27 protein-coding genes and 6 tRNA genes are annotated in these 26,962 nt (G+C 38.2%); 26 read left to right on the top strand and 7 right to left on the bottom strand.

Going from position 1 to position 26,962, the window contains the following annotated elements:
- Positions 1–4 precede the first annotated feature (4 nt).
- The 5 genes from PaeCFBP13512_RS23190 (at position 5) to PaeCFBP13512_RS06645 (ending at position 4,806) form a co-directional block, all read left to right on the top strand.
- Positions 5–148 (top strand): hypothetical protein, encoded by a 144-nt coding sequence (locus PaeCFBP13512_RS23190; RefSeq protein WP_161594230.1) that lies wholly within the window; start codon positions 5–7, stop codon positions 146–148.
- A gap of 249 nt (positions 149–397) precedes the next feature.
- The gene (alr, locus tag PaeCFBP13512_RS06630; protein WP_342671973.1) at positions 398–1,585 is read left to right on the top strand and encodes an alanine racemase; all 1,188 of its coding nucleotides are present in this window, start codon (positions 398–400) and stop codon (positions 1,583–1,585) included.
- Between the two features lie 221 nt (positions 1,586–1,806).
- Complete coding sequence (locus PaeCFBP13512_RS06635; protein ID WP_069326107.1) at positions 1,807–2,088, top strand: CopG family ribbon-helix-helix protein; 282 nt, start codon at positions 1,807–1,809, stop codon at positions 2,086–2,088.
- Between the two features lie 3 nt (positions 2,089–2,091).
- Entirely contained in the window at positions 2,092–2,442 is a 351-nt protein-coding gene (locus PaeCFBP13512_RS06640; RefSeq protein ID WP_069326106.1) for a type II toxin-antitoxin system PemK/MazF family toxin, read from the top strand.
- Between the two features lie 138 nt (positions 2,443–2,580).
- Positions 2,581–4,806: a Tex family protein gene (locus PaeCFBP13512_RS06645; RefSeq protein WP_137222079.1), complete on the top strand. Its 2,226-nt coding sequence runs from the start codon at positions 2,581–2,583 to the stop codon at positions 4,804–4,806.
- Positions 4,807–4,895: 89 nt separating this feature from the next.
- Here PaeCFBP13512_RS06645 and PaeCFBP13512_RS06650 read toward each other — a convergent pair whose 3' ends face one another.
- Positions 4,896–5,261: a hydrolase/acyltransferase gene (locus PaeCFBP13512_RS06650; protein WP_137222081.1), complete on the bottom strand. Its 366-nt coding sequence runs from the start codon at positions 5,259–5,261 to the stop codon at positions 4,896–4,898.
- A gap of 186 nt (positions 5,262–5,447) precedes the next feature.
- On the opposite strand from PaeCFBP13512_RS06650, the gene PaeCFBP13512_RS06655 reads away from it, so the two are divergent.
- The 3 genes from PaeCFBP13512_RS06655 (at position 5,448) to PaeCFBP13512_RS06665 (ending at position 6,142) form a co-directional block, all read left to right on the top strand.
- Positions 5,448–5,933 carry a SprT family protein gene (locus PaeCFBP13512_RS06655; protein WP_069326103.1) on the top strand — a complete coding sequence of 162 codons (486 nt, stop codon included), beginning with the start codon at positions 5,448–5,450 and terminating at the stop codon, positions 5,931–5,933.
- A 39-nt stretch (positions 5,934–5,972) separates the two neighbouring features.
- Positions 5,973–6,048, top strand: a tRNA-Asn gene (locus PaeCFBP13512_RS06660).
- Between the two features lie 2 nt (positions 6,049–6,050).
- A tRNA-Ser gene (locus PaeCFBP13512_RS06665) sits at positions 6,051–6,142 on the top strand.
- 245 nt (positions 6,143–6,387) lie between these two features.
- On the opposite strand, the gene PaeCFBP13512_RS06670 is transcribed toward PaeCFBP13512_RS06665, so the two are convergent.
- The 3 genes from PaeCFBP13512_RS06670 to PaeCFBP13512_RS06680 form a co-directional block, all read right to left on the bottom strand.
- Positions 6,388–7,917, bottom strand: coding sequence for a cohesin domain-containing protein (locus PaeCFBP13512_RS06670; protein ID WP_137222083.1), 1,530 nt, complete (start codon positions 7,915–7,917; stop codon positions 6,388–6,390).
- A gap of 304 nt (positions 7,918–8,221) precedes the next feature.
- Positions 8,222–9,097 (bottom strand): Cof-type HAD-IIB family hydrolase, encoded by an 876-nt coding sequence (locus tag PaeCFBP13512_RS06675; protein WP_137222085.1) that lies wholly within the window; start codon positions 9,095–9,097, stop codon positions 8,222–8,224.
- Positions 9,094–9,879 (bottom strand): DeoR/GlpR family DNA-binding transcription regulator, encoded by a 786-nt coding sequence (locus PaeCFBP13512_RS06680; protein WP_069327151.1) that lies wholly within the window; start codon positions 9,877–9,879, stop codon positions 9,094–9,096. The genes PaeCFBP13512_RS06675 and PaeCFBP13512_RS06680 overlap by 4 nt, the downstream gene beginning before the upstream one ends.
- Before the next feature lie 160 nt (positions 9,880–10,039).
- On the opposite strand from PaeCFBP13512_RS06680, the gene PaeCFBP13512_RS06685 reads away from it, so the two are divergent.
- The 3 genes from PaeCFBP13512_RS06685 (at position 10,040) to PaeCFBP13512_RS06695 (ending at position 10,322) form a co-directional block, all read left to right on the top strand.
- A tRNA-Glu gene (locus PaeCFBP13512_RS06685) sits at positions 10,040–10,114 on the top strand.
- A 17-nt stretch (positions 10,115–10,131) separates the two neighbouring features.
- Positions 10,132–10,204: transfer RNA gene (locus tag PaeCFBP13512_RS06690), tRNA-Lys, on the top strand.
- Between the two features lie 35 nt (positions 10,205–10,239).
- Positions 10,240–10,322, top strand: a tRNA-Leu gene (locus PaeCFBP13512_RS06695).
- Positions 10,323–10,540: 218 nt separating this feature from the next.
- Here the strand turns inward: PaeCFBP13512_RS06695 and PaeCFBP13512_RS06700 are convergent.
- Positions 10,541–10,747, bottom strand: a complete 207-nt coding sequence (locus PaeCFBP13512_RS06700) for a helix-turn-helix domain-containing protein (protein ID WP_069327152.1) — start codon at positions 10,745–10,747, stop codon at positions 10,541–10,543.
- Positions 10,748–10,962: 215 nt separating this feature from the next.
- Between PaeCFBP13512_RS06700 and PaeCFBP13512_RS06705 the strand changes: the two genes are divergently transcribed.
- Both PaeCFBP13512_RS06705 and PaeCFBP13512_RS06710 read left to right on the top strand, forming a co-directional pair.
- Positions 10,963–11,325: a helix-turn-helix domain-containing protein gene (locus tag PaeCFBP13512_RS06705; RefSeq protein WP_069327153.1), complete on the top strand. Its 363-nt coding sequence runs from the start codon at positions 10,963–10,965 to the stop codon at positions 11,323–11,325.
- 185 nt (positions 11,326–11,510) lie between these two features.
- Positions 11,511–11,593, top strand: a tRNA-Leu gene (locus tag PaeCFBP13512_RS06710).
- 109 nt (positions 11,594–11,702) lie between these two features.
- On the opposite strand, the gene PaeCFBP13512_RS06715 is transcribed toward PaeCFBP13512_RS06710, so the two are convergent.
- Positions 11,703–12,212 (bottom strand): glutathione peroxidase, encoded by a 510-nt coding sequence (locus PaeCFBP13512_RS06715; RefSeq protein WP_069327154.1) that lies wholly within the window; start codon positions 12,210–12,212, stop codon positions 11,703–11,705.
- 161 nt (positions 12,213–12,373) lie between these two features.
- Here PaeCFBP13512_RS06715 and PaeCFBP13512_RS06720 point away from each other — a divergent pair, with 161 nt between their 5' ends.
- From PaeCFBP13512_RS06720 to PaeCFBP13512_RS06730, 3 genes are all read left to right on the top strand, one after another.
- Positions 12,374–12,787, top strand: a complete 414-nt coding sequence (locus PaeCFBP13512_RS06720; protein ID WP_069327155.1) for an organic hydroperoxide resistance protein — start codon at positions 12,374–12,376, stop codon at positions 12,785–12,787.
- Positions 12,788–13,132: 345 nt separating this feature from the next.
- Positions 13,133–13,408, top strand: a complete 276-nt coding sequence (locus PaeCFBP13512_RS06725; protein WP_137222087.1) for a hypothetical protein — start codon at positions 13,133–13,135, stop codon at positions 13,406–13,408.
- Positions 13,409–13,505: 97 nt separating this feature from the next.
- Complete coding sequence (locus PaeCFBP13512_RS06730) at positions 13,506–14,003, top strand: thiol-disulfide oxidoreductase DCC family protein (RefSeq protein WP_137222089.1); 498 nt, start codon at positions 13,506–13,508, stop codon at positions 14,001–14,003.
- A gap of 81 nt (positions 14,004–14,084) precedes the next feature.
- Here the strand turns inward: PaeCFBP13512_RS06730 and PaeCFBP13512_RS06735 are convergent, their stop codons facing one another.
- On the bottom strand, positions 14,085–15,332 hold the full coding sequence (locus tag PaeCFBP13512_RS06735; RefSeq protein ID WP_137222091.1) for a PQQ-binding-like beta-propeller repeat protein: 1,248 nt from the start codon (positions 15,330–15,332) through the stop codon (positions 14,085–14,087).
- A 414-nt stretch (positions 15,333–15,746) separates the two neighbouring features.
- On the opposite strand from PaeCFBP13512_RS06735, the gene PaeCFBP13512_RS06740 reads away from it, so the two are divergent.
- The 10 genes from PaeCFBP13512_RS06740 (at position 15,747) to PaeCFBP13512_RS06785 (ending at position 26,838) form a co-directional block, all read left to right on the top strand.
- Positions 15,747–16,886, top strand: a complete 1,140-nt coding sequence (locus PaeCFBP13512_RS06740; protein WP_137222092.1) for a ParA family protein — start codon at positions 15,747–15,749, stop codon at positions 16,884–16,886.
- On the top strand, positions 16,883–18,151 hold the full coding sequence (locus PaeCFBP13512_RS06745; protein WP_137222094.1) for a CpaF family protein: 1,269 nt from the start codon (positions 16,883–16,885) through the stop codon (positions 18,149–18,151). Before PaeCFBP13512_RS06740 ends, PaeCFBP13512_RS06745 begins: the two co-directional genes overlap by 4 nt.
- 49 nt (positions 18,152–18,200) lie before the next feature.
- Complete coding sequence (locus PaeCFBP13512_RS06750; protein WP_069327160.1) at positions 18,201–19,073, top strand: type II secretion system F family protein; 873 nt, start codon at positions 18,201–18,203, stop codon at positions 19,071–19,073.
- A gap of 37 nt (positions 19,074–19,110) precedes the next feature.
- The gene (locus PaeCFBP13512_RS06755; protein ID WP_069327282.1) at positions 19,111–19,995 is read left to right on the top strand and encodes a type II secretion system F family protein; all 885 of its coding nucleotides are present in this window, start codon (positions 19,111–19,113) and stop codon (positions 19,993–19,995) included.
- A 12-nt stretch (positions 19,996–20,007) separates the two neighbouring features.
- Complete coding sequence (locus tag PaeCFBP13512_RS06760) at positions 20,008–20,205, top strand: Flp1 family type IVb pilin (RefSeq protein WP_083243428.1); 198 nt, start codon at positions 20,008–20,010, stop codon at positions 20,203–20,205.
- A 1-nt stretch (position 20,206) separates the two neighbouring features.
- Complete coding sequence (locus tag PaeCFBP13512_RS06765) at positions 20,207–20,878, top strand: TadE/TadG family type IV pilus assembly protein (RefSeq protein ID WP_069327162.1); 672 nt, start codon at positions 20,207–20,209, stop codon at positions 20,876–20,878.
- A 13-nt stretch (positions 20,879–20,891) separates the two neighbouring features.
- Entirely contained in the window at positions 20,892–23,180 is a 2,289-nt protein-coding gene (locus tag PaeCFBP13512_RS06770; RefSeq protein WP_137222096.1) for a TadE/TadG family type IV pilus assembly protein, read from the top strand.
- On the top strand, positions 23,149–24,303 hold the full coding sequence (locus PaeCFBP13512_RS06775) for a TadE/TadG family type IV pilus assembly protein (protein ID WP_137222098.1): 1,155 nt from the start codon (positions 23,149–23,151) through the stop codon (positions 24,301–24,303). The genes PaeCFBP13512_RS06770 and PaeCFBP13512_RS06775 overlap by 32 nt, the downstream gene beginning before the upstream one ends.
- Positions 24,304–24,351: 48 nt before the next feature.
- Entirely contained in the window at positions 24,352–24,864 is a 513-nt protein-coding gene (locus PaeCFBP13512_RS06780) for an A24 family peptidase (protein ID WP_137222100.1), read from the top strand.
- Positions 24,865–24,957: 93 nt separating this feature from the next.
- Complete coding sequence (locus PaeCFBP13512_RS06785) at positions 24,958–26,838, top strand: DUF6382 domain-containing protein (protein WP_137222102.1); 1,881 nt, start codon at positions 24,958–24,960, stop codon at positions 26,836–26,838.
- Positions 26,839–26,962: the final 124 nt, after the last annotated feature.

The following is a 26,962-nucleotide window of genomic DNA, read 5'->3' on the forward strand; positions in this document are numbered from 1 at the left end:
GTCCATGAATGCATCAACAACACAACCTCCTGCTCCTAATCTTCAGCCTAAAAAGGTAGATTGTTCCGGTTGTGGAGCGATTTATACGATTGCACCGCATGAAAAGAAAGATTGTGAATATTGCGGTAACACCGTTGTGTATGAATAAAAAATGAAAAAGTTTTAATTTTAAATGTAAATTTACAAAATACTCAAAATCCCGCTTCTATCGACCTTGAAGCGGGTAAATACTACGATATAAGACGAAACCGCAAGGCGCAACTGCACTACGGAACATCGTCTTTTTTAATATTCGCCTTGTTAATGTATCCAAGTGTAATTGACAGTTATCTTACTTCCGCATTAACATATATTTATTGCCCTTTATAGGCAAAAACGGATTAGAAGGTGACTGCAAGTGCAACAGTATCGAGCAACGAGAGCAGACATTAACTTGGATGCATTACGTACCAACTACGAAGCTTTTCGTGGAGCTTTATCTCCACAGACTCAATTGCTATGTTGTGTTAAAGGTAATGCCTATGGACACGGAGCAGTTGAAATTTCACGAGAATTGGAACGATTAGGTACGGACTATTTGAGTGTGGCATTTTTGGATGAAGCGATTGAGCTGCGTCAGCAAGGTATACGTATGCCTATTCTTGTTCTGGGCTATACCGGACCGGCAGGTATATCTGCTGCTTATGAATATGATATTACTCTTAATGTATTCACGGAAGATGTACTTGAAGCGATAGCTGGACTTGTGCTTGATTCTTCCGAACGCAAGCTTAAAGCTCATATCAAGATCGACAGCGGAATGGGAAGAATCGGTCTTTTGACTAACGTGGCAGTTGATTTTATTACTAGAGCTTTCAAAGTGCCACAGCTTGAGATCGAAGGAATGTTTACCCATTTTGCCAAGGCGGATGAGTTTGACAAAAGTTATACATTGGAACAATACGAACGTTTTCAACAGGTTAACGTGCAATTACGTGAACTGGGTTATTCTATCCCTATCATACATACGGGGAACAGTGCTACCGCTATTGATACTCCTGAATTATCGCCTCAGATGGTTCGGATAGGTATTGCATTGTATGGGCTGTATCCTTCAGCTGAAGTGAACAAACAGGCGATAGAATTAACTCCAGTACTGACGCTCAAAACTGAAGTAACATACGCCAAACAACTTCCTGATCATTCTAAAGTAAGTTATGGCGGGAAATATGTTACTGAAAGTGATGAATATATTGCGACACTTCCTATCGGTTATGCGGACGGTTATTCTCGAATGTTAACGGGAGTGGCGGAAGTGTTAATTCGTGGTCGCCGTGTCCCTGTAGTAGGAACGATTTGTATGGACCAGTGCATGGTATCACTTAAATCTTTTGCTGAAGAAGCAGAAGAAATCCAAATCGGCGAAGAGGTTGTCTTAATTGGCAGACAGCATGATGCTGTCATTACTGCTGATGAGCTGGCATCTAAGCTCGGTACAATTCACTATGAAATCGTTTGTATGATTGCCGCTAGAGTGCCTCGTGCATACTACCGGAATAATGCCATTGTCACCCTTTGGAATCCCCTTACACATTTTACAAATTAATTTTGTGAATCAGAAGGAAACCGAATATTTACAGCGAATCTTACATAAGTATCAAGAAAGGTCTGTACGCACACGTATGATCTGGTTTATAATGATGGCAGCAAACTTGCCTCATATGTCGTATGTGTCGCAAAGACCAGAAAGTTAGATTCGTGCACAAAAGATACCAATACAGCCGCTATAGGGGTAGAGCTGGAAAAGGTTTTGGGGGTGCTTGACAGTTGGACAACATGCAAAATGCGCAGAGCATTATGATCCGTTTGCCGGATCAACTTCTGCAAGAAGTGGATGGTATCGCAGCTTTAGAAGATTCCGATCGCAGTGAATTAATCAGAAAAGCCACCAAAATTTATCTCACTGAACGCAAAAAGCGGTATATCCGTGAAGCGATGCAGCGTGGATATATGGAAATGGCTAAGATCAATCTGAGAATCGCTTGCGAAGCTTTTCATGCGGAGGAAGAGGCGGACATCACTCTGGACCGTTTAGTTAGCGGGGTGTAGACATTGATCGTAAAACGTGGCGATGTATTTTTTGCAGATTTATCGCCCGTCGTCGGCTCCGAACAGGGCGGCGTGAGGCCGGTTCTGGTTATCCAGAATGATATCGGCAACCGTTTCAGTCCAACGGTTATTGTGGCGGCAATTACAGCACAGATTCAAAAAGCCAAATTGCCAACACATGTAGAGATCGACGCTAAATCTCATGGGTTTGACAGAGATTCCGTTATTTTGCTGGAACAGATTCGAACTATTGATAAACAGCGTCTAACTGATAAGATTACACATCTGGATGAAGAAACCATGCGTCGTGTACACGATGCGCTCCAGATCAGTTTAGGCTTAGTTGAATTTTAAGCCTAACTTGCAATTTCAACCCGGTGCTATCACCGGGTTTTTTTGTATTCAGGTGGAAATCAAAGACATTGTCTGAGATAATAAAAGTATGATGCGAGGAATCTCCGTTGTAAGGGAGAAGAGAAAGAGGGATAGGATTTGTCTGAACAAAAAGTAATCACAGAAGAACAAGCCAAAGTCACCGAACAGCAAGTTCGTGAACAAATTATTAAACAAATCGCAAGCGAATTACAAATTTCATTAAAACAAATTCGCACAACGATTGATTTATTGTCAGAAGGCAATACGATTCCATTTATTGCACGTTATCGTAAAGAAATGACCGGCGAACTAGATGAAAATGAATTGCGAGATATCGAAGAACGTCATCAATATTTGCGTAATTTACAAGAACGTAAAGATGAAGTGCTACGGATTATTAGTGAACAAGATAAATTAACCGAAGAATTAGCGACTGCTATTCAAAGTGCAGCTAAATTACAAGTGGTTGAAGATTTGTACCGTCCGTATCGTCAAAAGCGCAAAACACGTGCAAGTGTTGCCAAAGAAAAAGGGTTAGAGCCACTGTCCAATTGGATAATGGAGCAACACGCAAGCCCTGCACCACTCGTGGAAGCAGAACGTTACGTAGATGCTGAAAAAGGTGTAGAAGATGCGAACCAAGCTCTACAAGGTGCTATGGATATTATTGCAGAAAGTCTATCGGATGATGCGAATCTGCGTACATGGATTAGAAGATACACACTTGATCAAGGGATGCTGGTTACAGAAGCCAAAGCGCCTACGGAAGAGTCTGTATATGAAATGTATTATAGCTATCGTGAATTAGCTAAAAAAATGCCACCTCACCGTATCTTAGCGATCAATCGTGGAGAACGTGAAAATATTTTAAAAGTACAACTGGAAGTTCAACCGGAATCCATTCATCGGTATATGGAAAAGCAGGTTGTTAAAGGTTCTTCTGCTGTTCGCGATCTATTGATCAATGTGATCGAAGATGCTTACAAACGTCTGATTGCGCCATCGATTGAACGTGAAGTACGTGCAGAATTAACAGAAAAAGGTGATCAGCAAGCCATCTCTATTTTCGCTGGTAATCTTCGCAATCTGTTGCTACAAGCACCGATCAAAGAAAAACGTGTACTTGGTGTCGATCCAGCTTACCGGACAGGTTGTAAATTAGCAGCAGTAGATGGTACAGGTAAATTACTTGAAGTTGAAGTAACGTATCCAACTCCACCACATAACAAAAAACGTGAAGCTGCTGACATATTCCGCCGTATGATCAAGCAGTATGATATTGAATTGATCGTTATTGGTAACGGAACCGCTTCTCGTGAATCCGAACAGTTTGTCGCTGAATTGATTCAAGAGATTACAGATCAAGAACTATCGTATTTGATCGTCAGTGAAGCAGGAGCAAGTGTATATTCCGCTTCCAAACTCGCTCAAGAAGAATTCCCTGATCTGGATGTAGCTCAGCGTAGTGCAGCTTCTATCGCTCGTCGTGTTCAAGATCCATTAGCTGAATTGGTCAAAATCGATCCAAAAGCAATCGGTGTAGGACAATACCAGCATGATGTCTCTCAAAAACATCTGGAGAGCAGTCTAAAAGCCGTTGTAGAGTCCGCAGTTAACCATGTTGGGGTAGATGTGAATACAGCTTCTCCATCGCTGTTATCGTATGTAGCAGGCGTTAATGCAACGATTGCTAAAAACATCGTAAAATACCGTGAAGAAAATGGTAAATTTACAAGTCGCAAACAACTGCAAAAAGTACCACGTTTGGGTGCGAAGTCGCTACAGCAATGTGTAGGCTTTTTACGAATCAATGGTGGCGAAAATCCACTCGATTACACATCGATTCATCCAGAGTCTTATGCAGCTACAACCAAATTGCTTAAATCGTTAAAAATTACACCTGAGCAATTAGGTACACCTGAAGCAGTAGAATCATTATCTAATGTCGATGTAGAGCAAGCTTCAGAAACATTGGATATTGGTGTTCCAACATTACGTGATATTTTGGATAGTTTACAACGTCCAGGTCGTGATCCGCGTGACGAATTGCCATTGCCTATTTTCCGCACCGATGTGTTGAAAATTGAAGATCTATCACCAGGGATGGAACTACAAGGAACGGTTCGTAATGTTATTGATTTTGGTGCCTTTGTTGATATTGGTATCAAAAACGATGGATTGGTACACATTTCACAATTAAGTAACAGCTTTGTGAAGCATCCAATGGATGTGGTATCTATCGGGGATAATGTAACAGTATGGGTTCTAAATATCGATCATAAAAAAGGTCGTGTAGGCTTGACGATGCGCAAGTCCTCGGCGGATGAAGCTGCTCAAGCATAAAGATAATTTAAAAAGCGTACATTCTTCGAATTATTGTTCGAAAAGTGTACGCTTTTTGCTATAGAGAGATTATGATTGAAAAGAAATCGTTAAGCTTGAGATTCTTCGTATTCTTCATACCATTGTTCTAATTGTGCTTGCAGTGCCCGAATTTCTGTTAATAATGAGATTAGAGGATAATGATTTTCTTTGAGCATAGCAAAAGAATATTCTAATTCATTGATGTAGTCCAATCCACCTGTAATCGAAGCGGTCTCGTCTAATAATTCTAGCTGGTCACATTCAGCAATCGCACGAGGCAAAGAAGGAATATCTTTAGCTGTTAATTTACTGATTTCTTTATGTAGTCTGAGGTTAAGCGCACTTAATTGGTAAGCATAGTCAGCAGGCATTTCTATATAAGAAAGTTGTGAATCTTGTTGCAATAGCACATAACGCATGTTTGTAGCAGTCATGAGTAGATTCTCCTTTAAATATCAAATAGGTTATATAATTTATACTTGAAGTGTAGCTTAGAATAAAGTTAAAATTCAAGAGAAGAGATTATATTTATAATAAATATAGATTAACGGCAACAATCGAATGAAGTAAAAGGATAGTTATACAGAGTAAAACCGATACAAAGGAGAGCAATAGTGTCCATGACGAACGAAGAATTACAAACTTGGGTAGAACAACTTTCGCTGGAACATTTCGAATGGCCTTTTCGACATCGTGCTGTATTCAACGCTAGATTACGTACTACAGGTGGACGTTATTTTTTGAGAAGTCATCATATAGAGATCAACCCACATCAACTAGAAGCATTTGGTATAGAGGAAGTGGAACGCATTATCAAACACGAGTTGTGTCATTATCATCTACATATTCATGGTATGGGCTATCGTCACCGGGATGCAGAGTTTAAATACTGGCTCAAACGTGTGGGTGGAAGCCGATACTGTCAGGCTCCGCCAGCAATAGAACAACAAAAACGAAAAGAATTGTATCGTTATAAGTTATTATGTACCTCTTGTCAGACTCAGTATTTGCGCAAACGTAAAATGAATCCAGACAAATATCGTTGTGGCAAATGCAGTGGTAAATTAACATTGGAACAGCTTGACTTGCCTCAGGAATCATGGTAAATTATTTCTTGTACTACCTATATTATTCTTTTTAGATATTCCCTGATAGCTCAGTTGGTAGAGCACTCGACTGTTAATCGAGTTGTCACAGGTTCGAGTCCTGTTCGGGGAGCCAATGGAGAGATACCCAAGTGGCTATAAGGGGACCCTCTGCTAAGGGGTTAGACTGCGTTAGCGGTGCGAGGGTTCGAATCCCTCTCTCTCCGCCATATAAGAATGAATAGAATAAGTAAGATCATAGGTACATACAACAAAAGGATCAGCAATTGCTGGTTCTTTTTTATATTTAAAAATAGACTATAATATTTGTAGAAGTAGAAGTAGAAGTAGAAGTAGAAGTAGAAGTAGAAGTAGAAGTAGAAGTAGAAGTAGAAGTAGAAGTAGAAGTAAAAAATAGGCATGAGATCCTTTCTGTGGTAGAAAGTGTCTCATGCCTATTCATTTAAAAATCGAATTATTTGTTAGGTGTATAATCAGGGTTAGTTAAGATTTGACCAACAATATAGACAAGGTCATCGTCACCAACTTGAGCATCTTCCGTTTGATCTGCATCATGCAATGTTTTATCTGTATCTGCTGCATTTTGACCGAAGTAGAATGCATCAATAGATAGATCTAGAAGCGTATAAGAACCAGATCTATTCACGTCCAAAAAAGCTGGCTTTTCGATTAAGATCGTATCTTCTAAAGCATTAGCAGGAGCGATATCGTATTCGTTATCTGTATCTGCAATACGACCAGATAATGAATCGACTTTACCTGTTCCGACAGCAATAGCTTTAAATTTCAATTTTAAAAATACAGTATCTGTAGAAATACCGTAGTTTTTACCTTGACTAGCTACGATAAAGCGAAGCGTTCCTTTTTTATCATTGGTTTCATTGTATACTTTGTAACCTGGAACTTCAGTAGCGCCCAAGTATTCCATTAATGTAGAGTCATAGTTCACAACAAAATCTTCTGCATAAATATTTGTTACTTTTTTCAAAGACAAATCAGCGATAAAACCTTCGCCAACTTTAACTTTTTCTTTGTCGATCGTAACATCAAGTGTTGCTTGCTCATTCGGTTTCACCGCTGCGATCGGTGTAGCTGTTACTTCATTAGACACATCACCTTCAGTAGTACCGTTTACGCCTGTGACTACATAGAAGTAAGGAGTGCCATTAACAGCAGTTGTATCTGTGTAATACGTATTACCTGTTACATTAGTCGCTACATTAGTATAAGGACCACCTGTAGTTATAGCACGTTTTACATTGTAGCTAGTTGCATTACTTGCTGCTGACCAAGTAAGATCAACTTTAGCATCACCAGCAGTCGCTTTCAAAGTAGATGCTCCAACAACGATAACATTACTTTGATCATAAGCTAAGTAACCAGCAGGGATTTTATCTGCATATTTGAATGGAGTCGCTCCAAAATTAGCTGTCAAAGTACGACTTCCACTACTACTTCCATTTATTATTTCAGGATATAGAGGTGTACCTAAATCAGAATCTGTGTAATTATAAATGTTCTCAACAACTTTAATGCCATTTTTGTACCATATGATTGTATGATTATCTATATCTAGTGCTATAGATAGAGTATCAGTTTTAGCCAAACCTTTGCCATAAACGGTATCACTAGTTGGAGAAGAACCGTAGTTTTTATATAAGTTCCCGTTTACTCCATAATAAGCAATACTTTTTTTTAAGCCAGCAGTAGATATTCCTATCATGCCATAAGATGAAGTTTTAGATTGATCCTCATTAGTTACTTCTACTTCCCAATACCATTTACCTGTTGTTTTACCTTCTGTCGCTAATACACCACTTCTAAATCCAGTTTCTCCTGAAAAAGTTTTAACTAAAGAACCATTTGACCATGTTACTGGTGTTGTTGCTGCTTGTGTTGCTGTTGGCAAAGCTGTAAGTATAGATACAGCTACAAATAAAACTGATAAAAATAAACTTAATTGACTAAAAATTCTCTTTTTCATAACTTCCCCCTGAAATGTTTTTATTACCAAAAAGAATCATATAGGAACAAAGAACCTATTGTCAAAACACTTATTACTAAATATGGGATTATGTACTTTTAATGTTTTATTTTATTATTGCTAATATGTATAAAGAAGGTTAAATATAAGCTGATATATCTAGTGTTGTCGAATATTTAGTGAAACTTTTGTCTTAGTATTTATTTCAAATAAACAAAAAAAAGCGAACCTGAATATCTTCAGAGTTCACTTTCGCTTGAATTATAGTAACTAATTGCAACAATACAATCTAAAATAGAAATGCTTAAACAGAAGGGATCGTCATACCCATTGCTTTATAAATCGCATGAGCTACGCCATCTTCTTCATTGTTTTTGGTAACTTCATCGGCATAGGATTGGACTTCTAGATCGGCGTTGCCCATCGCTACACCTTTGCCTGCGATTTGGAGCATTGATACATCATTGTAGTTATCACCGATAGCCATTGTATCTTCGATCGCAATATTGAAATGTTCAGCAAGACGTTGCAGAGCAAATCCTTTAGAAGCTTGTTTATGTTCCATTTCAAAATTATGACTACCTGAGATGACCATTGTCATATCATCACGATTAGAAAATTTGTCTCGTCCTACTTGTAACTTTTCTGGATCTAAAGACAATGCCATCACATTATACAAATCAGCTTGATCCGGAATTTCAGTATAGGATGAAATACGTAAAAATCCTGTATTTTCATGATGGAACTGCATAGCTTCTAGCATTTTAAGTAAGCTAGGGTCAGGATCAGTACTTAGCAGACGATCGACTTCCATAGCTAATAGTTGATGGCTGTTATTTACGGTATAAATGCCACGGTTACTATGCACCTGATAGTAATACTCATTAACTTCTAACCATTGTAAAACTTCATTAGCAGCCTGACGCTCTAACGGTAAAGTGAATAGTTGTTGGTCTTGCTCATCATGAATGACAGATCCGTTTGAAGAAATAACAGGAGTCTCAAGACCTGAAGATTGTAGGATCTCGCGTACATTTCCATGTTCACGTCCTGTAGCAATAGTGACTATAATTCCTTCTTGTTGTGCCGTACGTACAGCTTGAATATTCGTCTCACTGATGTGAGTATGTGCGCTTAATAAGGTTCCATCTAGATCAATAGCAATTAATTTGACAGTCATAGACTCATCTCCTTCAAAATAGGTTGATTGGCGATATGGACTTCAATTTCATGTTGTTTTAGTAATTCAGCCATCTCGGGGGTAGGGGCACGATCTGTAATAATAAGATCAATTTCAGATAAATCGGCAAATTTATAAAATAGTTCTCTACCGAATTTGGATTGATCAGCTAAAATAATAACGATATCTGCTTGTTGCATCATTTTGTGCTTAATCATGCCTTCTTCATCAGAGACCGAAGTAAGCCCTTTGGCAGAAATACCTCCGATCCCGATAAAAGCACGTTGAACAAAATAATGAGAAAGCCGTTCAATCGCTGCTGAACCATATACATAACGATGCTGAGTATGTAGTTGTCCACCTAGCAAATGAATCGTAATATCTTCTTTGTCTGATAAAATATCAGCTTGATTAATAGAGTTCGTAATGATCGTACAACCTTTAGCATCTAAAAATTCTGCACAAGCTTGCACAGTTGTCGAAGAATCAAGAATGACACGATCACGATCATTTATTAGTGAAGCAGCAACTTTACCAATACTTTTCTTTTCCAAAGAAACAGTATTCAGTCTATCTTGATAACTAGGAATAACCATTTCAGAAGAAGGCAGTAGAGCACCACCTCGTGTACGAATAATTGAATTTTGCTCTTCCATCCGTACCAGATCACGTCTCGCTGTATCTCTGGATACATCAAATAACTGGCAAATATCTTCAATATTAATACGTTGATGATTTTTGAGATACGCTAAAATGTGAAGCATTCGCTCTTCTTGATACATAAACATACTCCTTTTAAATAAGTATATATAAGTAATTATAAGTATTTTTAAGTGAATTAACAAGAGCATTTGTGTAAATAGTAAGTAAAATAATTTTCATTTGAAATGCTTGCTATCTATATCGATTCTTGTTATACTCATTTCTGTTGTTAAAGAGCATGGCCCGTTGGTCAAGTGGTTAAGACACCTCCCTTTCACGGAGGTAACAGGGGTTCGAGTCCCCTACGGGTCACCATTTATGTTTGTATTTGTGAGCCATTAGCTCAGTTGGTAGAGCACCTGACTTTTAATCAGGGTGTCGAAGGTTCGAGCCCTTCATGGCTCATCCTTTTATAAATAATCCTTAGTTATATTCATTGAGCGGTCGTGGTGGAATGGCAGACACGCTACCTTGAGGGGGTAGTGGGTGTATACCCGTGGAGGTTCGAGTCCTCTCGACCGCATTATAAAGTAAAAAAAGTCCTAGCTGTTATAGCCGGGACTTTTTTTATAATGTTATTAATATAGGATAGAATAGAAAGCTTATTTTTGGTAGAATATAAATGAGTGATTAGCTCATATTCGCCATATCCAGACTAAAGTTCTAAATACATAAATTGGCTGCAAATGATTATTAACCTGTTGTATATTGCAAGAGCTGTAGTATAACTATGTACGCATATCAGTGATTACAACAATCATGAATATCAAGCAGATCGGCGACTTGTTTACGGTATCGTGTGGCTTTGCGTGTACCGTTAATGAGATTGGATAAGCGGGAAGGAGGAATCCCGTGACGTGTGCAAAATGTTTTCTGATCCATCTGTAATTCTGCCAGACGTTGCTTGATTGCCCAACCGAATGGGGTAACGGGCTGCTTGCGATTCAATAGATATCACCCCTTAACTAAACATCAAAATGTGTATTGTCAGGTGATGAATAAAGACTCCAAAATTCATTATTCAAAAACCTGTGATATAATTATTTAGGGAAAGTAGTAAAAAAATGTCGATAAAGTAAGTATATACTTTTTTAAGTTGTTAATCAACAAAAATAACTTAATTGAGTACCTAAAGATAATATGGTCGGGAGTGGAGGTCCAATATGCAATCTATCTATGATCGAATTGAAATATTGATTAAGAATAAAGGCATTACCAAGAAATCATTTTGTGAACAGTTAAAAATCAGTACAGGTAATTTTGGTGATTGGAAAAGAGGCAAATCTACACCCGGTACACATAAGCTTATTGAGATTGCTGCTTACTTTAATACAAGTCTGGATTGGTTGCTTACAGGGCAAGAACGTCTTCCTGAATTAATTAAAGAGCAGACTGATCCTTATTTTTTTGAACTAATGGGGCAACTGAATTGCCAAGATGAAGTATTATCAGAGAATGAAAAAGGCTTCATCAAAGAATATATTGAATTTACAGTGTATCGCAAAAATAAAAAGCAAGATCAATAACATGATATATTCAAAAGCCCGCCTATCACAGGTGGGCTTTTTATATTTTACTAGTAGATGGAGACCGTACAAAGTATATTTAAGGTCATGGTTATGTAATAAGATTACTGATTTTGGAAGTAGGTTTACAAGTGAGGGTTAGAATAGTATAATATGGAGGTTCGCTTCAAGAATGTACTTTTTGCGCGGTCGTGGTGGAATGGCAGACACGCTACCTTGAGGGGGTAGTGGGTGTATACCCGTGGAGGTTCGAGTCCTCTCGACCGCATTATAAGCTTGATTAGACAGTTCTATACATATTCCTCAACAAAAAAGCCTTTTAAATGATCAGAGAGCGCATGTATCTCTAACGTTTAGAAGGCTTTTTATGGATTTATTTATGAATTTGTAGTTGGTGTTGAAGCATCATTTTTTAGTAATTCACGAATATCAGCTTCTATTTTATCTGGAGTCGTCTGAGGTGAATATCGTTTTACAGGTTTGCCATTACTATCGATTAGAAACTTAGTGAAGTTCCATTTGATCGCTTTGGAACCTAAAATACCCGGAGCTTCTTTGCTTAAATATTGAAAAAGTGGATGAGCAGAAGAACCTTTGACTTCTAATTTCTCAAACATAGGAAAAGTTACACCATAATTCAATTGACAAAATTCAGAAATTTCTTCGTTGGAACCGGGATCTTGCTGACCAAATTGATTACTTGGAAAGCCTAAAATTTCGAAATCATGATCTTTAAACTCATCATATAGATTTTGAAGTCCAGCAAATTGAGGCGTAAATCCACATTTACTTGCCGTATTCACAATCAACATCGGTTTGCCTTTATAATTCTCTAACGACACTTTCTCTCCACGAATATTATCAACAGCATAATCGTATATACTCATAATGATATTCCACCACCTTTTTGTTTGGTAACCTATTATAACATGATACAATTTAATTTCAAAAAATGGAGTTTATTATGGTCAAAAGTTTCATTTGTCTAGAAATGCTTTACAAATATAGTGTTGATCTAAAATAGCCTATCACAAGGAGCTGAAACGAAATGGCAGTATATACAGCAAAAGTAACAGTCCATGGTGGACGTCAAGGTAAAGTGGAATCAACTACAGGTGGACTCGATGTAGATTTGGTTATGCCTAAAGAATTAGGTGGCGGCGGAGGTACAGGTACAAATCCTGAAGAATTATTTGCAGCAGGATATGGCGCTTGTTATCAAAGCGCATTAGCCAATGTAGCACGTCAAGCTAAAGTAGATGTAAAAGATACAACGATTGTGAATAACGTAATGCTTGATAAAGATACAGATGGTGGATTCAAATTGTCAGTACGTATGGATATTAATATTCCAGGATTGTCTAAAGAAGAAGCGACAGATATTGCTAAAAAAGCACATGAATTCTGTCCGTATTCCAAAGCGATTCGCGGTAATATTGATGTACAATTGAATATTGTCTAATTGCTAATGTGTTATTTATTTTAAATAGAGCAAAAGTGTCAAAGAACCTGAACAATTTCAGGTTCTTTTTTTATTTTATACTTCCAAATCCTCATTCAAGTCATGATTATCTTTAAAGGAAGAGATTAAAAATGATAGAGAAGGGTAAGTGTAGATAACAGAGTATTTTAAAATCTATTTATTAATATAAAATGACCAAATCAATGGCTATCATTGCTTTTTCGACTCATCAGTTGCTCCCCCGCAATCAAAATGAGTTGACAGGCAAAGCAAAATTCTTTAAGATGACATAGGTGAATTTCTATTGTTTTATACCGAAATTTAAAGGATAATGGGTGATCATTAATGGCATATAGACCGAATATTACGGAATTACAAAAAGCTGGTATCAATGAAAAAGATGGTTTGTACGAATTTGTTTTGACACTTGCTGACGGAACACAATGCCGTGTGTTTTACAATCGTTTTCCAGAGTGGAAAATGACAAACATCAATCGTTTGTTAACGACGCCTTGCCCAGTATGCCGTAAAGACTTTATTTGTAAATGTATGGATGCATTTGCAGGCCACATCAATCAACAGATTCAAGATCGTCAATTGATTGATAAAGCACTTTCTTAATATTTAAATGGTTATAATTAAATGAAAGACGCGGGGGTATTGCACCCTTGCGTCTTTTTTCTATATTTTGTGATTAATCTAAAGGAGGAACAATACAATGGAAAATACAAATGTAGCTACAACAAGTCAAGCACCAGTATCCAAACCAGGTGATCCTACAGATAAAACACAAGCAGAAGTCGATCAATTGATTCATGGTGACCATTCTATTGTTCTTGTCGATGGAGTCTGCCACTTTTGTCAGGGTTTAACTAAAATTATTATTGCTCGTGATCCCAAAGGCAAATTCCATTTTGCTTCGATTCAATCGGAGGTTGGACAAGAACTGCTCAAACGTGGAGGTATTTCAACAGATACAATGGATACCTTTGTACTAATAGAAAATGGTAGATATTATACTCGTTCTACAGGGGCTTTGCATATTGCTCGTCAATTGCGCTTTCCATGGCCTATTATGTTTGCTCTGATTCTTGTACCGAAGCCATTACGTGATGCAGTATATAATTATGTCGCTCAAAATCGTTATCGTTGGTTTGGTAAAGCTGATCAGTGTATGTTACCTAGTCCAGAGATTCGTGGACGCTTTATAGATTAATTATAGATATTGCAAAAAGCACCTCTCCATAAAGGATGAAGGTGCTTTTTTGTGATCTTTTGGATATGAAAGCAAAACGAGTTATTTTAATATCATTTTGGCAAGCATATCTTGATCGACAGAGTAAATCGTATGATTCACATAATCATTTGGCGCGCTTAATGCTTTATTTTTGAATACATGAATAGTAGAAAGATTGGTTGGATACAAGATGTAAGTACGATCATCTAAATTAACAGCTAAGTTACCATCGCTTGTTTTTTGTACCCATGTATAATCGACAGAAGGTTCACCTTCTAATTCACGGGAAGTGAGTACTTTGCTAGAAGTCGTATTATATAATTTCATCATTTGATTATCATAGACGACATAACCTGTACCTGTTGATTGTGTAATCGAACCCGCCGGGATATTGCGTCCCCACATTAATTTGCCTTTTGCATTGAAAGCAAATATTTTGTTTTTAGTACGATCAATATTGGTACGAATCAGAACAGTGCTGTCTTTAAGTACAAACATCGAGTCACTGCCATCTCCATAAATATTGATGTTTGCAGGGAACTGGTAAGAATATAATTTGGTTAACGCTAGACCATATACATCCACTTTAGGATTTGGAACAGCTTCCCAGCCATTTTCATTTTTAAGTAAATTACTTGCCGTTACAATAATACGATCGCCTTCTGCTTTCAGTACAGAACCTTGAATATCTTTGGTATTTAGCAATTTCCCCATTGTATCGTAACGACTGATGGTTGATTTCACTACACCTTTACTATTCACTGTACCTTGAGAAGCGACAAGTAGAGAGCTATCTTTCAGCATCGTTATACTGCTTGCACCTGTTAATGTTTTGACCCAGTTGAGTTTACCTGCTGAATTGATCGAATGAAGCTTATAAGTACCATCCGAATAAGCAGCATAGACATAGACTGTTCCATAACTAGAATAGATCATATCTGTGTTTAATGTGTAAGGGCCAGCAGCGTCATGTAGAGTGTATTGCCATTTCATTTTACCGGTTTTGATATCAAAAGCTTTGACGGTATCCAGATACCAGTTGTTTTTAGTCTGACCGGTTGTATTAGGGATATCTTGTTGCGTATGTACATACACCAGATTTTTGGATGGAAGTGCGTGTACATCGGTTGCACGAGTCGCAATAGCATTCTCCATTTTATCGGTGAATAGGGAAGTTGACGTCCAAGAAGGATTAGTTAATGGCGTAACGGTATCCGCTGCATACATAAATGAAGGTGAAGCCATACAGATTGCTCCTGTCAGAAGCAAAACTGCCCATGGCTTAGTATTCATAGGGCGTTTAAACATAAATTTTTCCACCTCTCCTGATTGGCATAGACTGAGTTGATTACTCTGTATCCATTTAACCTTATCTTAATTAAATGCAACATATGTAACTATAATGTAATATCTCTATGTTAAACACTTGTATTTAACAAATGACCTATATATACAGTTTGTAGTTATTTAGACTCCTTTATAGGTATATATACAGTGAGGAAATATACAATTACTAACTAAAAGTGAGACTATATATTCATATTATCTGATAATTTTTTGCTTTTTTTAGTAAAATAGTATTGCAGACCTATAAAATGTATGATATTCTATCGTTAATTGGATAACACATGCAACGGAAGCACCGTTTAAGCATCGCACAATTTACTTTGTGTGGTATTTAAACGGTGCTTTTTTTGTTGCATTTTTTGAGGGGGAAAGTCTATGGCTCCAGTACACATTGTTCTGGGCGTTGAAGATAGCCAGTATATTGAACTATTACTGCGCTATGTAAGAGAGAGTGAATATGGATCTAAAGTGAGAATCAGAGCTTTTTCGAATATAGCTACATTTCGCACCTATATGAATAGTGGGGAACATTCAGGGTTGGTAGCGGCAGAAGAATCTTTTCTCAAAAGCTGGTTAGATAGTGAAAATATTCAGCAATATCGTTGGGTATGTCTCAATGAATATGGGGAAACCACTCTTGAAGGTCCTTCGATAGCGAAATATCAACCTTTACAGAGTTTACTCGAACAATTATGCGCGATGACCAAACCTACAAGTACAGATGTAGTACGCCGTGATAACCGTACAATCGTCACAATGGTGCACTCTGCTGTTCCAGGAAGTGGTAAGTCGATTACGGCTATCAATATGGTAAAACAATTAAGTATGAGCGGACATCATGTATTTTATCTGAATCTAGAATCAGCGAGTAGCACATGGTTACTACATTGGGATCAGCAACGTGAGCAAAGTAATGGATTGTCTCGCTTACTATACGATCTACAAGCATTTGCAGAGAAGAAAGAAATACCGACTCATCTTCCTTCTTCCTATGCAATACATGCTGAAGAAATGAAAGCTGACACCTTTGAACCACCTGAAAATTTAAATGAATTATTGCGCATGACAGCTGAAGAAACGCAAATGTTAATTCGTTATCTTGTGAATAGTGGTGAATACGATCATATCGTAATCGATGGAGAATCAAGCTGGCATGAACGGATACAGGTAGCATTGCAAGAAAGTGATCGTGTGTTATGGCTAATGACCGACGATCTACCTTGTATGAACAAAACAGCTATCTGGATGTCTTATTGGGAAAATCATTATGCAAGCTTATATCAAGAATTGCGAGCCAAAACATCGTTTGTTATGAACAAATTTAACGGCAGTATTGTGAATGTTTTACCACTGGAAGATATGCAGTTAGAAGGTACACTGGCTTATGTTCCTTCATGGAAACAAGTGACAAACAGCGAATTGCTATGGTGTTCTCCTATTTTTCAGCGAGATATCTTGAAGCTATGTCAGTCTGGTACATATGATATTTATAGTACGGACGGGGTGAAAATGTGAACGAAGACTTATTTTTAACATTACGGGATGAAGTGCGCTCCGGTCTAGATGTAACATTCACAATCGACGATGATGAGCTCATGCAACGTATAGAACAAAAAGTATTAGATCAACAACGTTATCCTAATTTAACTGCTGGCGAGAAACGTCGCTTAGTACGCCAAGTATTTGATTCTTTTCGGGGATTAGATATTTTGCAACCTCTTGTAGATGATAAAAGTGTGACCGAGATTATGATCAATAGTCATACAGACATCTTTATTGAACGTAATGGGCAAGTGATGCGCAATGCTACAGTCTTTGAGTCCAGAGATCGATTAGAGGATATTATTCAGACGATCGTGTCGGGTGTCAATCGGGTCGTCAATGAATCTTCACCAATAGTCGATGCAAGGCTCAAAGATGGATCACGTGTCAATATTGTATTACCACCTGTAGCACTTAAAGGTCCTACAATGACTATTCGTAAATTTCCAGAGCAACCGATGACCATGAACGATCTGGTTCGTATGGGTGCAATTGCTCCTGTTGCGTCTAACTTGCTACAGACGCTTGTTCAAAGTAAATTTAATATCTTTATTAGTGGAGGTACGGGGTCAGGGAAAACGACTTTTCTTAATGCATTATCTCAGTACATTCCTGAAGACGAGCGTGTAATCACTATCGAAGATTCAGCAGAATTACAGATCAAAACGATTCCAAATTTAGTGTCTATGGAAACTCGTAATTCCAATACAGAAGGCAAAGGTGAAATTTCGATCCGTGATCTGATCCGTTCTTCTCTACGGATGCGTCCCAATCGGATTGTAGTCGGTGAGGTGCGGGGCTCAGAAGCGCTGGATATGCTACAAGCGATGAATACAGGTCATGATGGCTCTTTGTCTACAGGTCATGCTAACAGCGCTGTAGATATGATCAGTCGTCTAGAAACGATGGTACTTAGCGGAGCAGACTTACCGATGCAGGTTGTACGTAAGCAGATTAGTTCGGCGATTGATATCTTTGTCCATCTAGCTCGTTTGCGTGATCGTTCACGTCGTATTGTAGAAATCTCAGAAGTACGAGGTATGGTTGATGGCGAAGTGGTGCTGAATCCATTGTTTGTATTTGAAGAGTCGGGTGAAAAAGAAGGGCGCATTATAGGTGATCTTGTGCCTACAGGCAATCTACTAATTCACACGGATAAATTACGAGCAGCTGGAATCGAAGAATGGCGTAAGTTAGCTTCGATGTATACGCCTACTGCTGAACATAGCAGAGTATAACCAGATATATCTAGAAATTGTTCAAGATACCTAAAGAAAGGAGAACCATATGTTCAAAGCTAATCATGCAGGAAAAAGCCAAACAGTTACACCTGTAGCACAAGTTAATCCTGCTGCACCTCATCCATCTTCATCATCGCTTCCACCACTTGCACGTTCTGAACAGCCACGTGCAGAGTTAGCTGATTATACTGTGTATCACTTATCTGCCTTACAACGAATAAGTTGTATTGTGCTCTGCGCTATTTTGTTTATCATGATCGGTTATCTGTTTTACCATCAATGGATTATTGCTAGTGTACTGGCGATAGGCGCATGGTTTATGCCGAAATTATTACGTAAACATCTACTAGAACGTAAGCGAGCGGCGTTAAGCTCACATTTCAAACAAGCGCTATATTCATTGTCATCTTCTCTAGCCGTCGGACGTTCAGTTGAAAATGGGTTTCGCGAAGCAGCACAAGATTTGCGTATGTTATATCCAGATGGGGATAACGACATGATTCGAGAGCTCAATATTATTACCACGCGATTAGAGTATGGACAGCCGATCGAAGAAGCATTACAAGATTTTAGCGATCGAGCTATGAATGAAGATATTACGAATTTTGCAGATGTATTTGTCACTTGTAAACGTACCGGTGGTGATCTGGTAGAAGTAGTACGCAAAACGTCTGCAACAATCGGTGAAAAGTTAGATATTCAGCAAGAAATATCAGTGATGATTTCGCAGAAAAAATTCGAATCTAATGCGCTGGTAGCGACTCCATTTTTCTTTTTGATCTTTTTGAATGTGACCGCAGCAGACTTTATGAAACCATTGTATGGTAATCCGATTGGGATTGTGATTTCTACCATTTGCTTGGCAGCTTTAGGATTTTGCTATTGGCTAATTCGCAAATTTATGAATATCAAAGTCTGAATAAGGATCACGATAAGCTGGAAGGGAGGTGAATAAACTGCTTTTGATATGGTTAGAAGGGTTATTGGCAGCAGCATTAGTGATTGGATGGGTCGTACTGAATCAAAGTGCCAGTACGTTACATAAAGAACTTGCCAAGCTACCATTTGAAGTGATTAAGCTAAGACCTCTTTTACCAGCTATGTTAGTATTGCTCGAAAAAATTCGTTTTGTATCACGATTTTCAGGGGTATTTTACCGGATTCAAAGCTCGATCCAAAAAGGATTTGGTGTACATCGTAGTGGTGAAATGACACTGCTGTATATTGCAGAAATGGCAGGGTATATCTGGTTACTATTGACAGGTGGATTGGTAATGGCGGCGATCTCTGGTGGTAGTATGACATGGTTAGTCATGGGGATCGCTTTGGCAATATTGCTTCCTGTTGGACTGTTCCGCGATCTACAAAAGAAAGTACATGAGCGTGAACAAGATATTTTGCTAGAACTACCTGAATTTCTGAATAAAATCGTACTTCTTGTAGGTGCTGGCGAAACTGTTCAAAAAGCGATTGTACGTTGTGTTCAGCGTAAACAAGGTGAAGCAGAAAATCATCCATTGTACAAAGAATTGTTTCGAATGGTACGTGAAATGGAAAATGGGTATTCGTTTCAGCAAGGATTAGAGTCGTTTAGTAAGCGTTGTGGAGTACAAGAAGTTTCGGTATTTACAACAACGGTAATGCTTAACTTCCGTCGTGGCGGTGGAGAATTTGGACTGGCTTTACGTGATCTTTCACGGACATTGTGGGATAAACGCAAAGCAGTCAGTCGTGTAAGAGGAGAACAAGCTTCTTCTAAAATGGTATTTCCGATGGTGTTAATTTTTGTAGTAGTTATGGTTCTTGTCGGTACGCCAGCATTTATGATGATGAATATGTAGGAGGAAAATATAATGACAAATTTAATTAAAGGTTCATGGGGCGCAGTTCAAAACTTCTGGAGTAATGAGGAAGGTATTGGAACATTGGAAATGATTTTGATTGTAGCTGTAATTGTAACATTAGCTCTATTATTTAAGACTTCAATCACAAAAATTGTAGAGAATACTATTAAATATATGGAAACTAAAAGCGCAGAATTTACTAAATAATATGAATATCAAACATTTTTGGAAAAATACTAAAGGGAGCTTCACACTTGAAGCTTCCATCGTTTTTCCTATCATTCTGTTCACCACGTTGCTGATTCTGTTTATGTGTATGTACCAATATCAAAATACGATGCTTAAACAGGCTGCATCCAAAACATCAGAACGTGCGGCGTACACTTGGGATAACAGTCACAAAGATATCAATACAGGTGCTTTTCCGCAAGGGCAAGATGATGGTCTGTACTGGCGAATCGCTGATGATAATATGATCAGTGGATTATTTGGATGGGCAGGTGCGGCAAATACAGCGAATGTTGCTATTCCAGGTGGAAGTGGTGGGTCATTACCCGCCAACAAATTAGCCGCTGCTGCTTCATGGATACCTGGGAAAATGAGTGGCAATACGACATATAACAACCATTTAATGATGAGAAATGTGAATACAACGTTGAGTGAACCTATTTCTTTGGGCGCATTAGAACGTGAATTAGGTCATCCATTACGAAGTGAAGTGAGTGCAAGTTCAGTTGTTGTTGAACCTGTAGAATTTATCCGTACGATCGAATTGATGCGTTATTATGGAGCGAAATTTACAGGGAAATATGGTGCGGCTATGAATATGGGACGTGCTGGAACCGTACTGCAATGGTTTTCTACAGCAGCAGGTAGTTAAAGCAGGAGTGTGAATGATTTTGAGAAAAGCACGTAAACTACAATTAAGATACCAAGTAACCTATTGGAAAAAAGCATTACTACGTAAAGTAGCAGATACACAAGGTGTGGTTTCTATTTTTATGATCGTTGTACTGGCAGGTGTTTTTTTATTTACAGCTGTTTTTATCGATTACTCACGCATTGCAGCGATGGAAGTACAATCCGAGCGTCTTGCTCATGCGGCTGTTCGTTCAGCTATGTCTGCTTTTGATACTGATTTACAACAACAATATGGATTATTTGCTACAGGCGAATCTGATCCTACGCAACTGTTAGATACAGCGTTAAATGAGAATTTTAATTATACCGAGAGTACAGATAGCTTTAAATTAATTCCAATGAGAGCAGATACAACATCTGTTCAACTAAGCCGTCCTTTAGGAAGTTACGATGTGTTTAACCATCAGATTCAAGAAGAAATGAAATATAAAGCACCTATAGATTTTACGATAGAAATTGTAGATAAATTTAAAGGAATGTCTGGTGTACTTAAAGAAGCCAGCCAAACAGTAAATGTTTTGGAAGATGTACGTGAACCGTATGATAAGCGTGAACAAGAAATAGATAAATTAATAGCGTTACAGAAAAAAACAGCCGCAGAAGTTGAAGAATTAACTGCTAAAATTATGCATCCTGTGAAAAGTTCGATTGCTAACAAAAATGTAGGTTCGATTTCGTCTGTAGCTGATATTGCAGCTCAGTTTAATAATTACACAGCGTTGATTGCAGAAGATAAGAAACGTAAGAAAAAAGATAAAAGTCCGATCAACACAGCCAAAATTTCTGCGTATAAAAGTAAGTCCAAAACGTTTTTATCTAATTTATCGAGAGATTACAAAGATCTAATCAATACTCACGACGATACGTACAAAGAAGCTAACGAAATTATGGTTGAAATTAAAAAATATAATCAAGAAATTGCTCGTATTATCGAAGAAGCCAAAACTCGTACACAAAATGAAGCATATGAACGAGTACGAAATACGAATATCCCTGGCGGATCGAATGCTGGAGATGCAGAATCAGAAGCTAAATTAGCAGAACTTCGCAAAAATCTAGAACAACTTGTATTATCGGATGACCTTTTAGGCAAAATGGAAAGTTCAATCAAAACACAAAAAGATGATTACACGACAGCACAGTATGCTATTAGTAACTTAATTACAGAAGCTACAGCTCAACTTACCAAAACAACGGGCGATGCCAATTCTTTAAAAAGCAGTACCATTCGTACCGCTAAGCTTTTACAAAAATATATAGATAACTATACAGGTAAAGCTCCTAACGGAATTATGGGTGTAATCGAACATGATCTCAAAGCCGCCCGATCAGGAACAGAAACCAAAGCAGCTTCAGAAGCAAAAGCCAAAGAAGAACTAAAAAAAGCTAAAAAAATGTTAGCTCAAATCGTAGGTGCAGCCGCAGCCGCCCGATTACTAGCTAAAGAGTTCGATGAAGTAGATGGATATTATAAAGAAAGTATAGCTTTTAACGGTGCAGATGGTGGAGCGACTTCGGATTCCAAAATGGATAAAGACCCTTACAAAGAAAGCAAAAAAGCGATGGGTGCGATGGACGTTATATTTGGTGGACTTTCTGATGCACTGATTACAGGTAGAAATGAATTTTTTCAAAATGAATATGCGATCCAATATTTCAATACGTTCGATATTATTCAGCTTCAAGGATTGGGTGATTCTTTAGCAGAAGGTTCTATAAAAGATGCAATCGAACAAGCTGGAGTACGTAATCAGCAGATTGAATATATTATCTACGGTATCAATGATCCTTCTGCCAATATTGCCGCAGCCTATAGCGAAATTTTTGGGATGAGACTCGCCATTCGTACTGCTGAAGGACTTGTCAAAAATGCAAATCTAGGACATCCACTAGCTGTTCTTGCAGCAGGGGTAGCTTACGGTGTAGAGATGGCAATCAAAGATATGATCGAACTACTTAATACTGGCAAAACCAAATTATCTGCTTATTTCCCTATCGAATTCGAGTATCGAGATTATATGCGCTTATTTTTGTTACAACCTAACAATGAGAAAAAGATGTCTCGTATGTTGGCATTGATCCGCTTTTTGACAGATATCAATCCAGCAGAACGAAATACGTATGCTTCAGCTCATATACGAACAGCAATGCCTATTTGGTTTTTACCAGGTGTTATCAAAATGGTGAATTCAACCAGTGTGAATAGTTCTATAGAACAGGGTGTGTATTATGCGGATAAACAAGCAGATTACTCCTATTAAACCAAGCAACACGATCCAGCCTATTGGTGTATTCAATACCACATCTCGCTTTGTAGCTAATTATTCTTTAGCGAATCTACATGATCCAGTTCATCATTCTTCATCAAATGCTTCTAATATCTATGAATTTAAAAACCACGTTCCACGTCGACGTGCAAAATGTAGATTTTTTAAAGATGGCGAGCGTGGAAGTATAGTTTTAGAAGCCGCTATGGTGTTACCGATCTTTTTGTTTATTTCTATTTTTTTGGTGTATTTAGTGCAGATGACCTTAGTGTATACAGCTATGCAAAATGTAACTTCGGATACAGCAAGGTATGTAGCTACACATATGTATCCTGTTCAATTAGCCGCAGATAACCTTGTAGCCAAAGAGCTATTACCTGCTGAATCGATGCGACTCCCAAAATTAACATTTACAGAGCTGGCATCTAAATATCAAGATTCTGTACCCGCTCCACTCAATACGTGGATGATGGAAGCGGCAAGTAGTGGAGATATCAAATTACAAGATATGAAAAATCAATTATCTGCACCTGCGCTTGATTCTATGATCAAACCATTAATGCAGAAGCTATCAGCAGAAAATAAATTAGATTATGAGCGCATTCATGTGACTCAAGTGACTGTACCTGATCTGATTGCCAAAACGCATCCGTATTTTGGAATCGAAATTCGGTATGAGCTACCGTTTAAAATTCCTTTAATTTTCAAACCGATAGTGTTGCAAGCAAGAGCAACAGAACGATTATGGATAGGAGACACTGGAGAGTTTGGTGAAGATGCGGCAGAAGCAGCGAAAGAAACAACAGGCGTATCAGTTGTCTCTGTGCCTTCACCTGCTTATCCAGAATCGAATATTTCGATTGTCGCTCAAGCTCCTCCAGGTACAACTGTTAGTCTCAATATTCAATACAAAAGTGGGAATAGTACTGCGCAAGGACTCGGTCAAGCGACAGTAGATGCAGAAGGTCATGTAAATTGGACATGGAAAATTCCTTCCAATGCTACAGCGGGTTGGGCAAATTATACGATCACTACAGCAGATGGCAAAGAAGTGAGAGGTGTATTTCAAGTCGCAGAGTACGATGGCCGACCTGTTATTGGTAGCGCAGCTTCATAAGCAATAGATAACATTTATTTGGATCATAAAAGGGGATACAGAATAGCAATGGAAACGATATTTATCGGCGGTGGAGTTTTTATATTATGGGCATTTTGGACAGATATTAAGGCGCGCAAAATTCCTAATATACTGAATATTTTATTTATGATCAGTGGATTACTATATCATGCGGTGATATCTGGTTGGGATGGTCTTGCTTTTGCTGGTAAAGGGTTTCTATTGGGATTCGGTATTATGCTGATCCTTCATTGGATGAAGGCAGTAGGAGCAGGTGATGTGAAATTGTTTGGTGGGATTGGGATATGGTTCGGTATGGGAATGACTGCGCAGGTTATGATGTACTCTATTATTTTCGCAGGGGTTATTGGTCTGTTGATTATGTTATGGAGACGCGAAACGATAATGCGTATGCGTAGAGTATTTTGGAAGCTTATTGGTTCTGTTTTATGGAAGCAATCTATTCGATCGACCGAAACGGAACATCAACAATTTTTAACATTCCCTTTTATGACCGCAGTATTACCAGGAGTCTTGTTTTGTTATCTTTTTATAACTTAGGATGATATGGGATTATAGTTCAGTTGAAGTTCGTACTTATAAAAGATTTGGGCATAAATATCAGCTACAGAAAGTAAGGAGGCATATATTATCATGCAACAATTGATACAGGATTTTGTACAAGATGGCAAAACATATATGATTGTAGGTCGTGAACAAGGTTTTCAAAATAGTGATCTGAGTAAAGCGCAAACAGGTATGATGTTAGCTTCTCGTATTCGTGGAGTTCTACAACTTCATTTGCAAGAAGTCGATCTACAAGCAGTGCTCCGGTATGATATCACAGGTAAGCGAATGCTTAAGCATTGTATGCAAGGTGAAATGATGGGAATTGCTGAGTATCTAGGTTTGCTACTACAAGTGGTTTCTACACTGGAAGAAAGCAGCCAGCATATGTTGTCGATGACTAATTATGTACTGGATGAAGAATATATTTTTGTAGAAGGTTCACTACAGGCAGGAACATTACATTTTACATATATTCCGGTGATGGAGACATTAAATGAAGATCCTGTACAAATGACTTTAAGCAAATTAGCATCACGTTGGATGACTTCTGTAGCTGAACTGAGCGGTAATCAGATTCAGCGGATTTTGCGTTATTGTCATGCAGAAGATTTTACAATCAAAGGCATCAAGATGTTGTTGCTTGAATTACTTGGTAATCCACAACAAATGTTGGATCTTACAACACATCCTACTCAGCCACCTGCTTCAAAATGGATCGATCCTGCAGAGTTGCGGAATAAGCACGTTCCACCATTTTCAAATGCTACATCATCGCAAGAATCGTTATCTTCTAACGTGAGATATCAACAAGAAGTGAATATTTCAGCTCAATCTGCAACGAATCCTATTTTACAACATATGCAAAATAAGAAAAAAAGAACAAATTCATCCGAATTAGCTACACCTCCTTTGCCAAGCAATCAGCATCAAAAATCAACAAAACTATCTAAAGATAAAAGTTCTGCTACACCAAGCCCATTGATGCCAACACAATCGGTACCTGATCAAGAAGCGCAACCAATGCCTTCAGCGCATCGAACCTATTTGCTAGCAGGAGGAGCTTTAGTAACAGCGATGATCTGGAAATTTGGATACCTTTCGCACAGTAATGACTTTATGTTGTATGGCTGTACAGCTTTGACTATAGCGATTGCTTTAGTGATCTATATGATCTTAAAAGGTAAATCACCGCTTAAAAATGGGCTTCAAATGCCTTCTTTTATTCGTAATAAAAAGTCGGAAGAGGAAGAAGGAAGTGAAAATTGGCGATGGCAAGCAGACCCTATTTTAGCAGGAGGGGGTGGAGCACTGGCTTCAGCAACAGTCTCTTCCACACCTACACCCGATCCGATGCGTTGGCGGGATGAGAATATTGCTGCTATTTTTGGTTCTGATTCGCCAGAGCCATCACCTATTCGTCATCAACATTCGATGGTGAATGGATATGAACAACAGTCAGTTGCTTATTCTAATACAGGTTCACCTGTAGAATTTGGTCGTTCATCACAAGCTTCTTCGATGCCTAATGATCATGAAGACACTTATTCACAACATTCGTCTCATCATAGTACAGAAATGCTTTCTCCTCATATGGCTACTGTTCTGTTAGGGCAGGATGCTTCTTCCGATCAAGAATATGGTCATTCTAAAGTGCAAGCATTTACAGGATATCTAGAACGTAGAGAAAATGGAACAATGCAGATGGAACCTGTACGTTTGACTCGGGGAAGTTTTATTATCGGTCGAGCAGCAGAAGGTGTTCACTATTTGGAAAAGTCGACTGGAACTTCTCGCAATCATGTTGAATTAGAAATTAATGATCAGCAGATTACGATCAAAGATTTGAGTTCGCGTAATGGAACGATGTTAAAAGGAGAACCTATTGTACCTTATAAAGAATACCCTTTACATGAAGGAGATTCTTTTACTATTGCGCAGGCGGTATATACATTACGATTAAGTTAAGATTATTGTTAACTGTATACACCCACATTATGTACAAAAATGATGATAGACAAACAGTAGTACAATATAGCAAAAAGGCGATTTCTTTAGTACGTATTAAAAGAAATCGCCTTTTATTCTTTTT

This window comes from Paenibacillus sp. CFBP13512 (assembly GCF_005233705.1).
In the GTDB taxonomy this organism is placed as follows: Bacteria; Bacillota; Bacilli; order Paenibacillales; family Paenibacillaceae; genus Saccharibacillus; species Saccharibacillus nuruki.

Coding starts and splice junctions, on each gene's coding strand:
- PaeCFBP13512_RS23190 (WP_161594230.1), top strand. CDS start 5: ATGAATGCATCAACAACACAACCTCCTGCTCCTAATCTTCAGCCTAAA.
- PaeCFBP13512_RS06650 (WP_137222081.1), bottom strand. CDS start 5,261: ATGACTGCTACAAACATGCGTTATGTGCTATTGCAACAAGATTCACAA.
- PaeCFBP13512_RS06655 (WP_069326103.1), top strand. CDS start 5,448: ATGACGAACGAAGAATTACAAACTTGGGTAGAACAACTTTCGCTGGAA.
- PaeCFBP13512_RS06670 (WP_137222083.1), bottom strand. CDS start 7,917: ATGAAAAAGAGAATTTTTAGTCAATTAAGTTTATTTTTATCAGTTTTA.
- PaeCFBP13512_RS06675 (WP_137222085.1), bottom strand. CDS start 9,097: ATGACTGTCAAATTAATTGCTATTGATCTAGATGGAACCTTATTAAGC.
- PaeCFBP13512_RS06680 (WP_069327151.1), bottom strand. CDS start 9,879: ATGTATCAAGAAGAGCGAATGCTTCACATTTTAGCGTATCTCAAAAAT.
- PaeCFBP13512_RS06705 (WP_069327153.1), top strand. CDS start 10,963: ATGCAATCTATCTATGATCGAATTGAAATATTGATTAAGAATAAAGGC.
- PaeCFBP13512_RS06715 (WP_069327154.1), bottom strand. CDS start 12,212: ATGAGTATATACGATTATGCTGTTGATAATATTCGTGGAGAGAAAGTG.
- PaeCFBP13512_RS06720 (WP_069327155.1), top strand. CDS start 12,374: ATGGCAGTATATACAGCAAAAGTAACAGTCCATGGTGGACGTCAAGGT.
- PaeCFBP13512_RS06725 (WP_137222087.1), top strand. CDS start 13,133: ATGGCATATAGACCGAATATTACGGAATTACAAAAAGCTGGTATCAAT.
- PaeCFBP13512_RS06730 (WP_137222089.1), top strand. CDS start 13,506: ATGGAAAATACAAATGTAGCTACAACAAGTCAAGCACCAGTATCCAAA.
- PaeCFBP13512_RS06735 (WP_137222091.1), bottom strand. CDS start 15,332: ATGTTTAAACGCCCTATGAATACTAAGCCATGGGCAGTTTTGCTTCTG.
- PaeCFBP13512_RS06740 (WP_137222092.1), top strand. CDS start 15,747: ATGGCTCCAGTACACATTGTTCTGGGCGTTGAAGATAGCCAGTATATT.
- PaeCFBP13512_RS06750 (WP_069327160.1), top strand. CDS start 18,201: ATGTTCAAAGCTAATCATGCAGGAAAAAGCCAAACAGTTACACCTGTA.
- PaeCFBP13512_RS06760 (WP_083243428.1), top strand. CDS start 20,008: ATGACAAATTTAATTAAAGGTTCATGGGGCGCAGTTCAAAACTTCTGG.
- PaeCFBP13512_RS06765 (WP_069327162.1), top strand. CDS start 20,207: ATGAATATCAAACATTTTTGGAAAAATACTAAAGGGAGCTTCACACTT.
- PaeCFBP13512_RS06770 (WP_137222096.1), top strand. CDS start 20,892: ATGATTTTGAGAAAAGCACGTAAACTACAATTAAGATACCAAGTAACC.
- PaeCFBP13512_RS06775 (WP_137222098.1), top strand. CDS start 23,149: ATGCGGATAAACAAGCAGATTACTCCTATTAAACCAAGCAACACGATC.
- PaeCFBP13512_RS06780 (WP_137222100.1), top strand. CDS start 24,352: ATGGAAACGATATTTATCGGCGGTGGAGTTTTTATATTATGGGCATTT.
- PaeCFBP13512_RS06785 (WP_137222102.1), top strand. CDS start 24,958: ATGCAACAATTGATACAGGATTTTGTACAAGATGGCAAAACATATATG.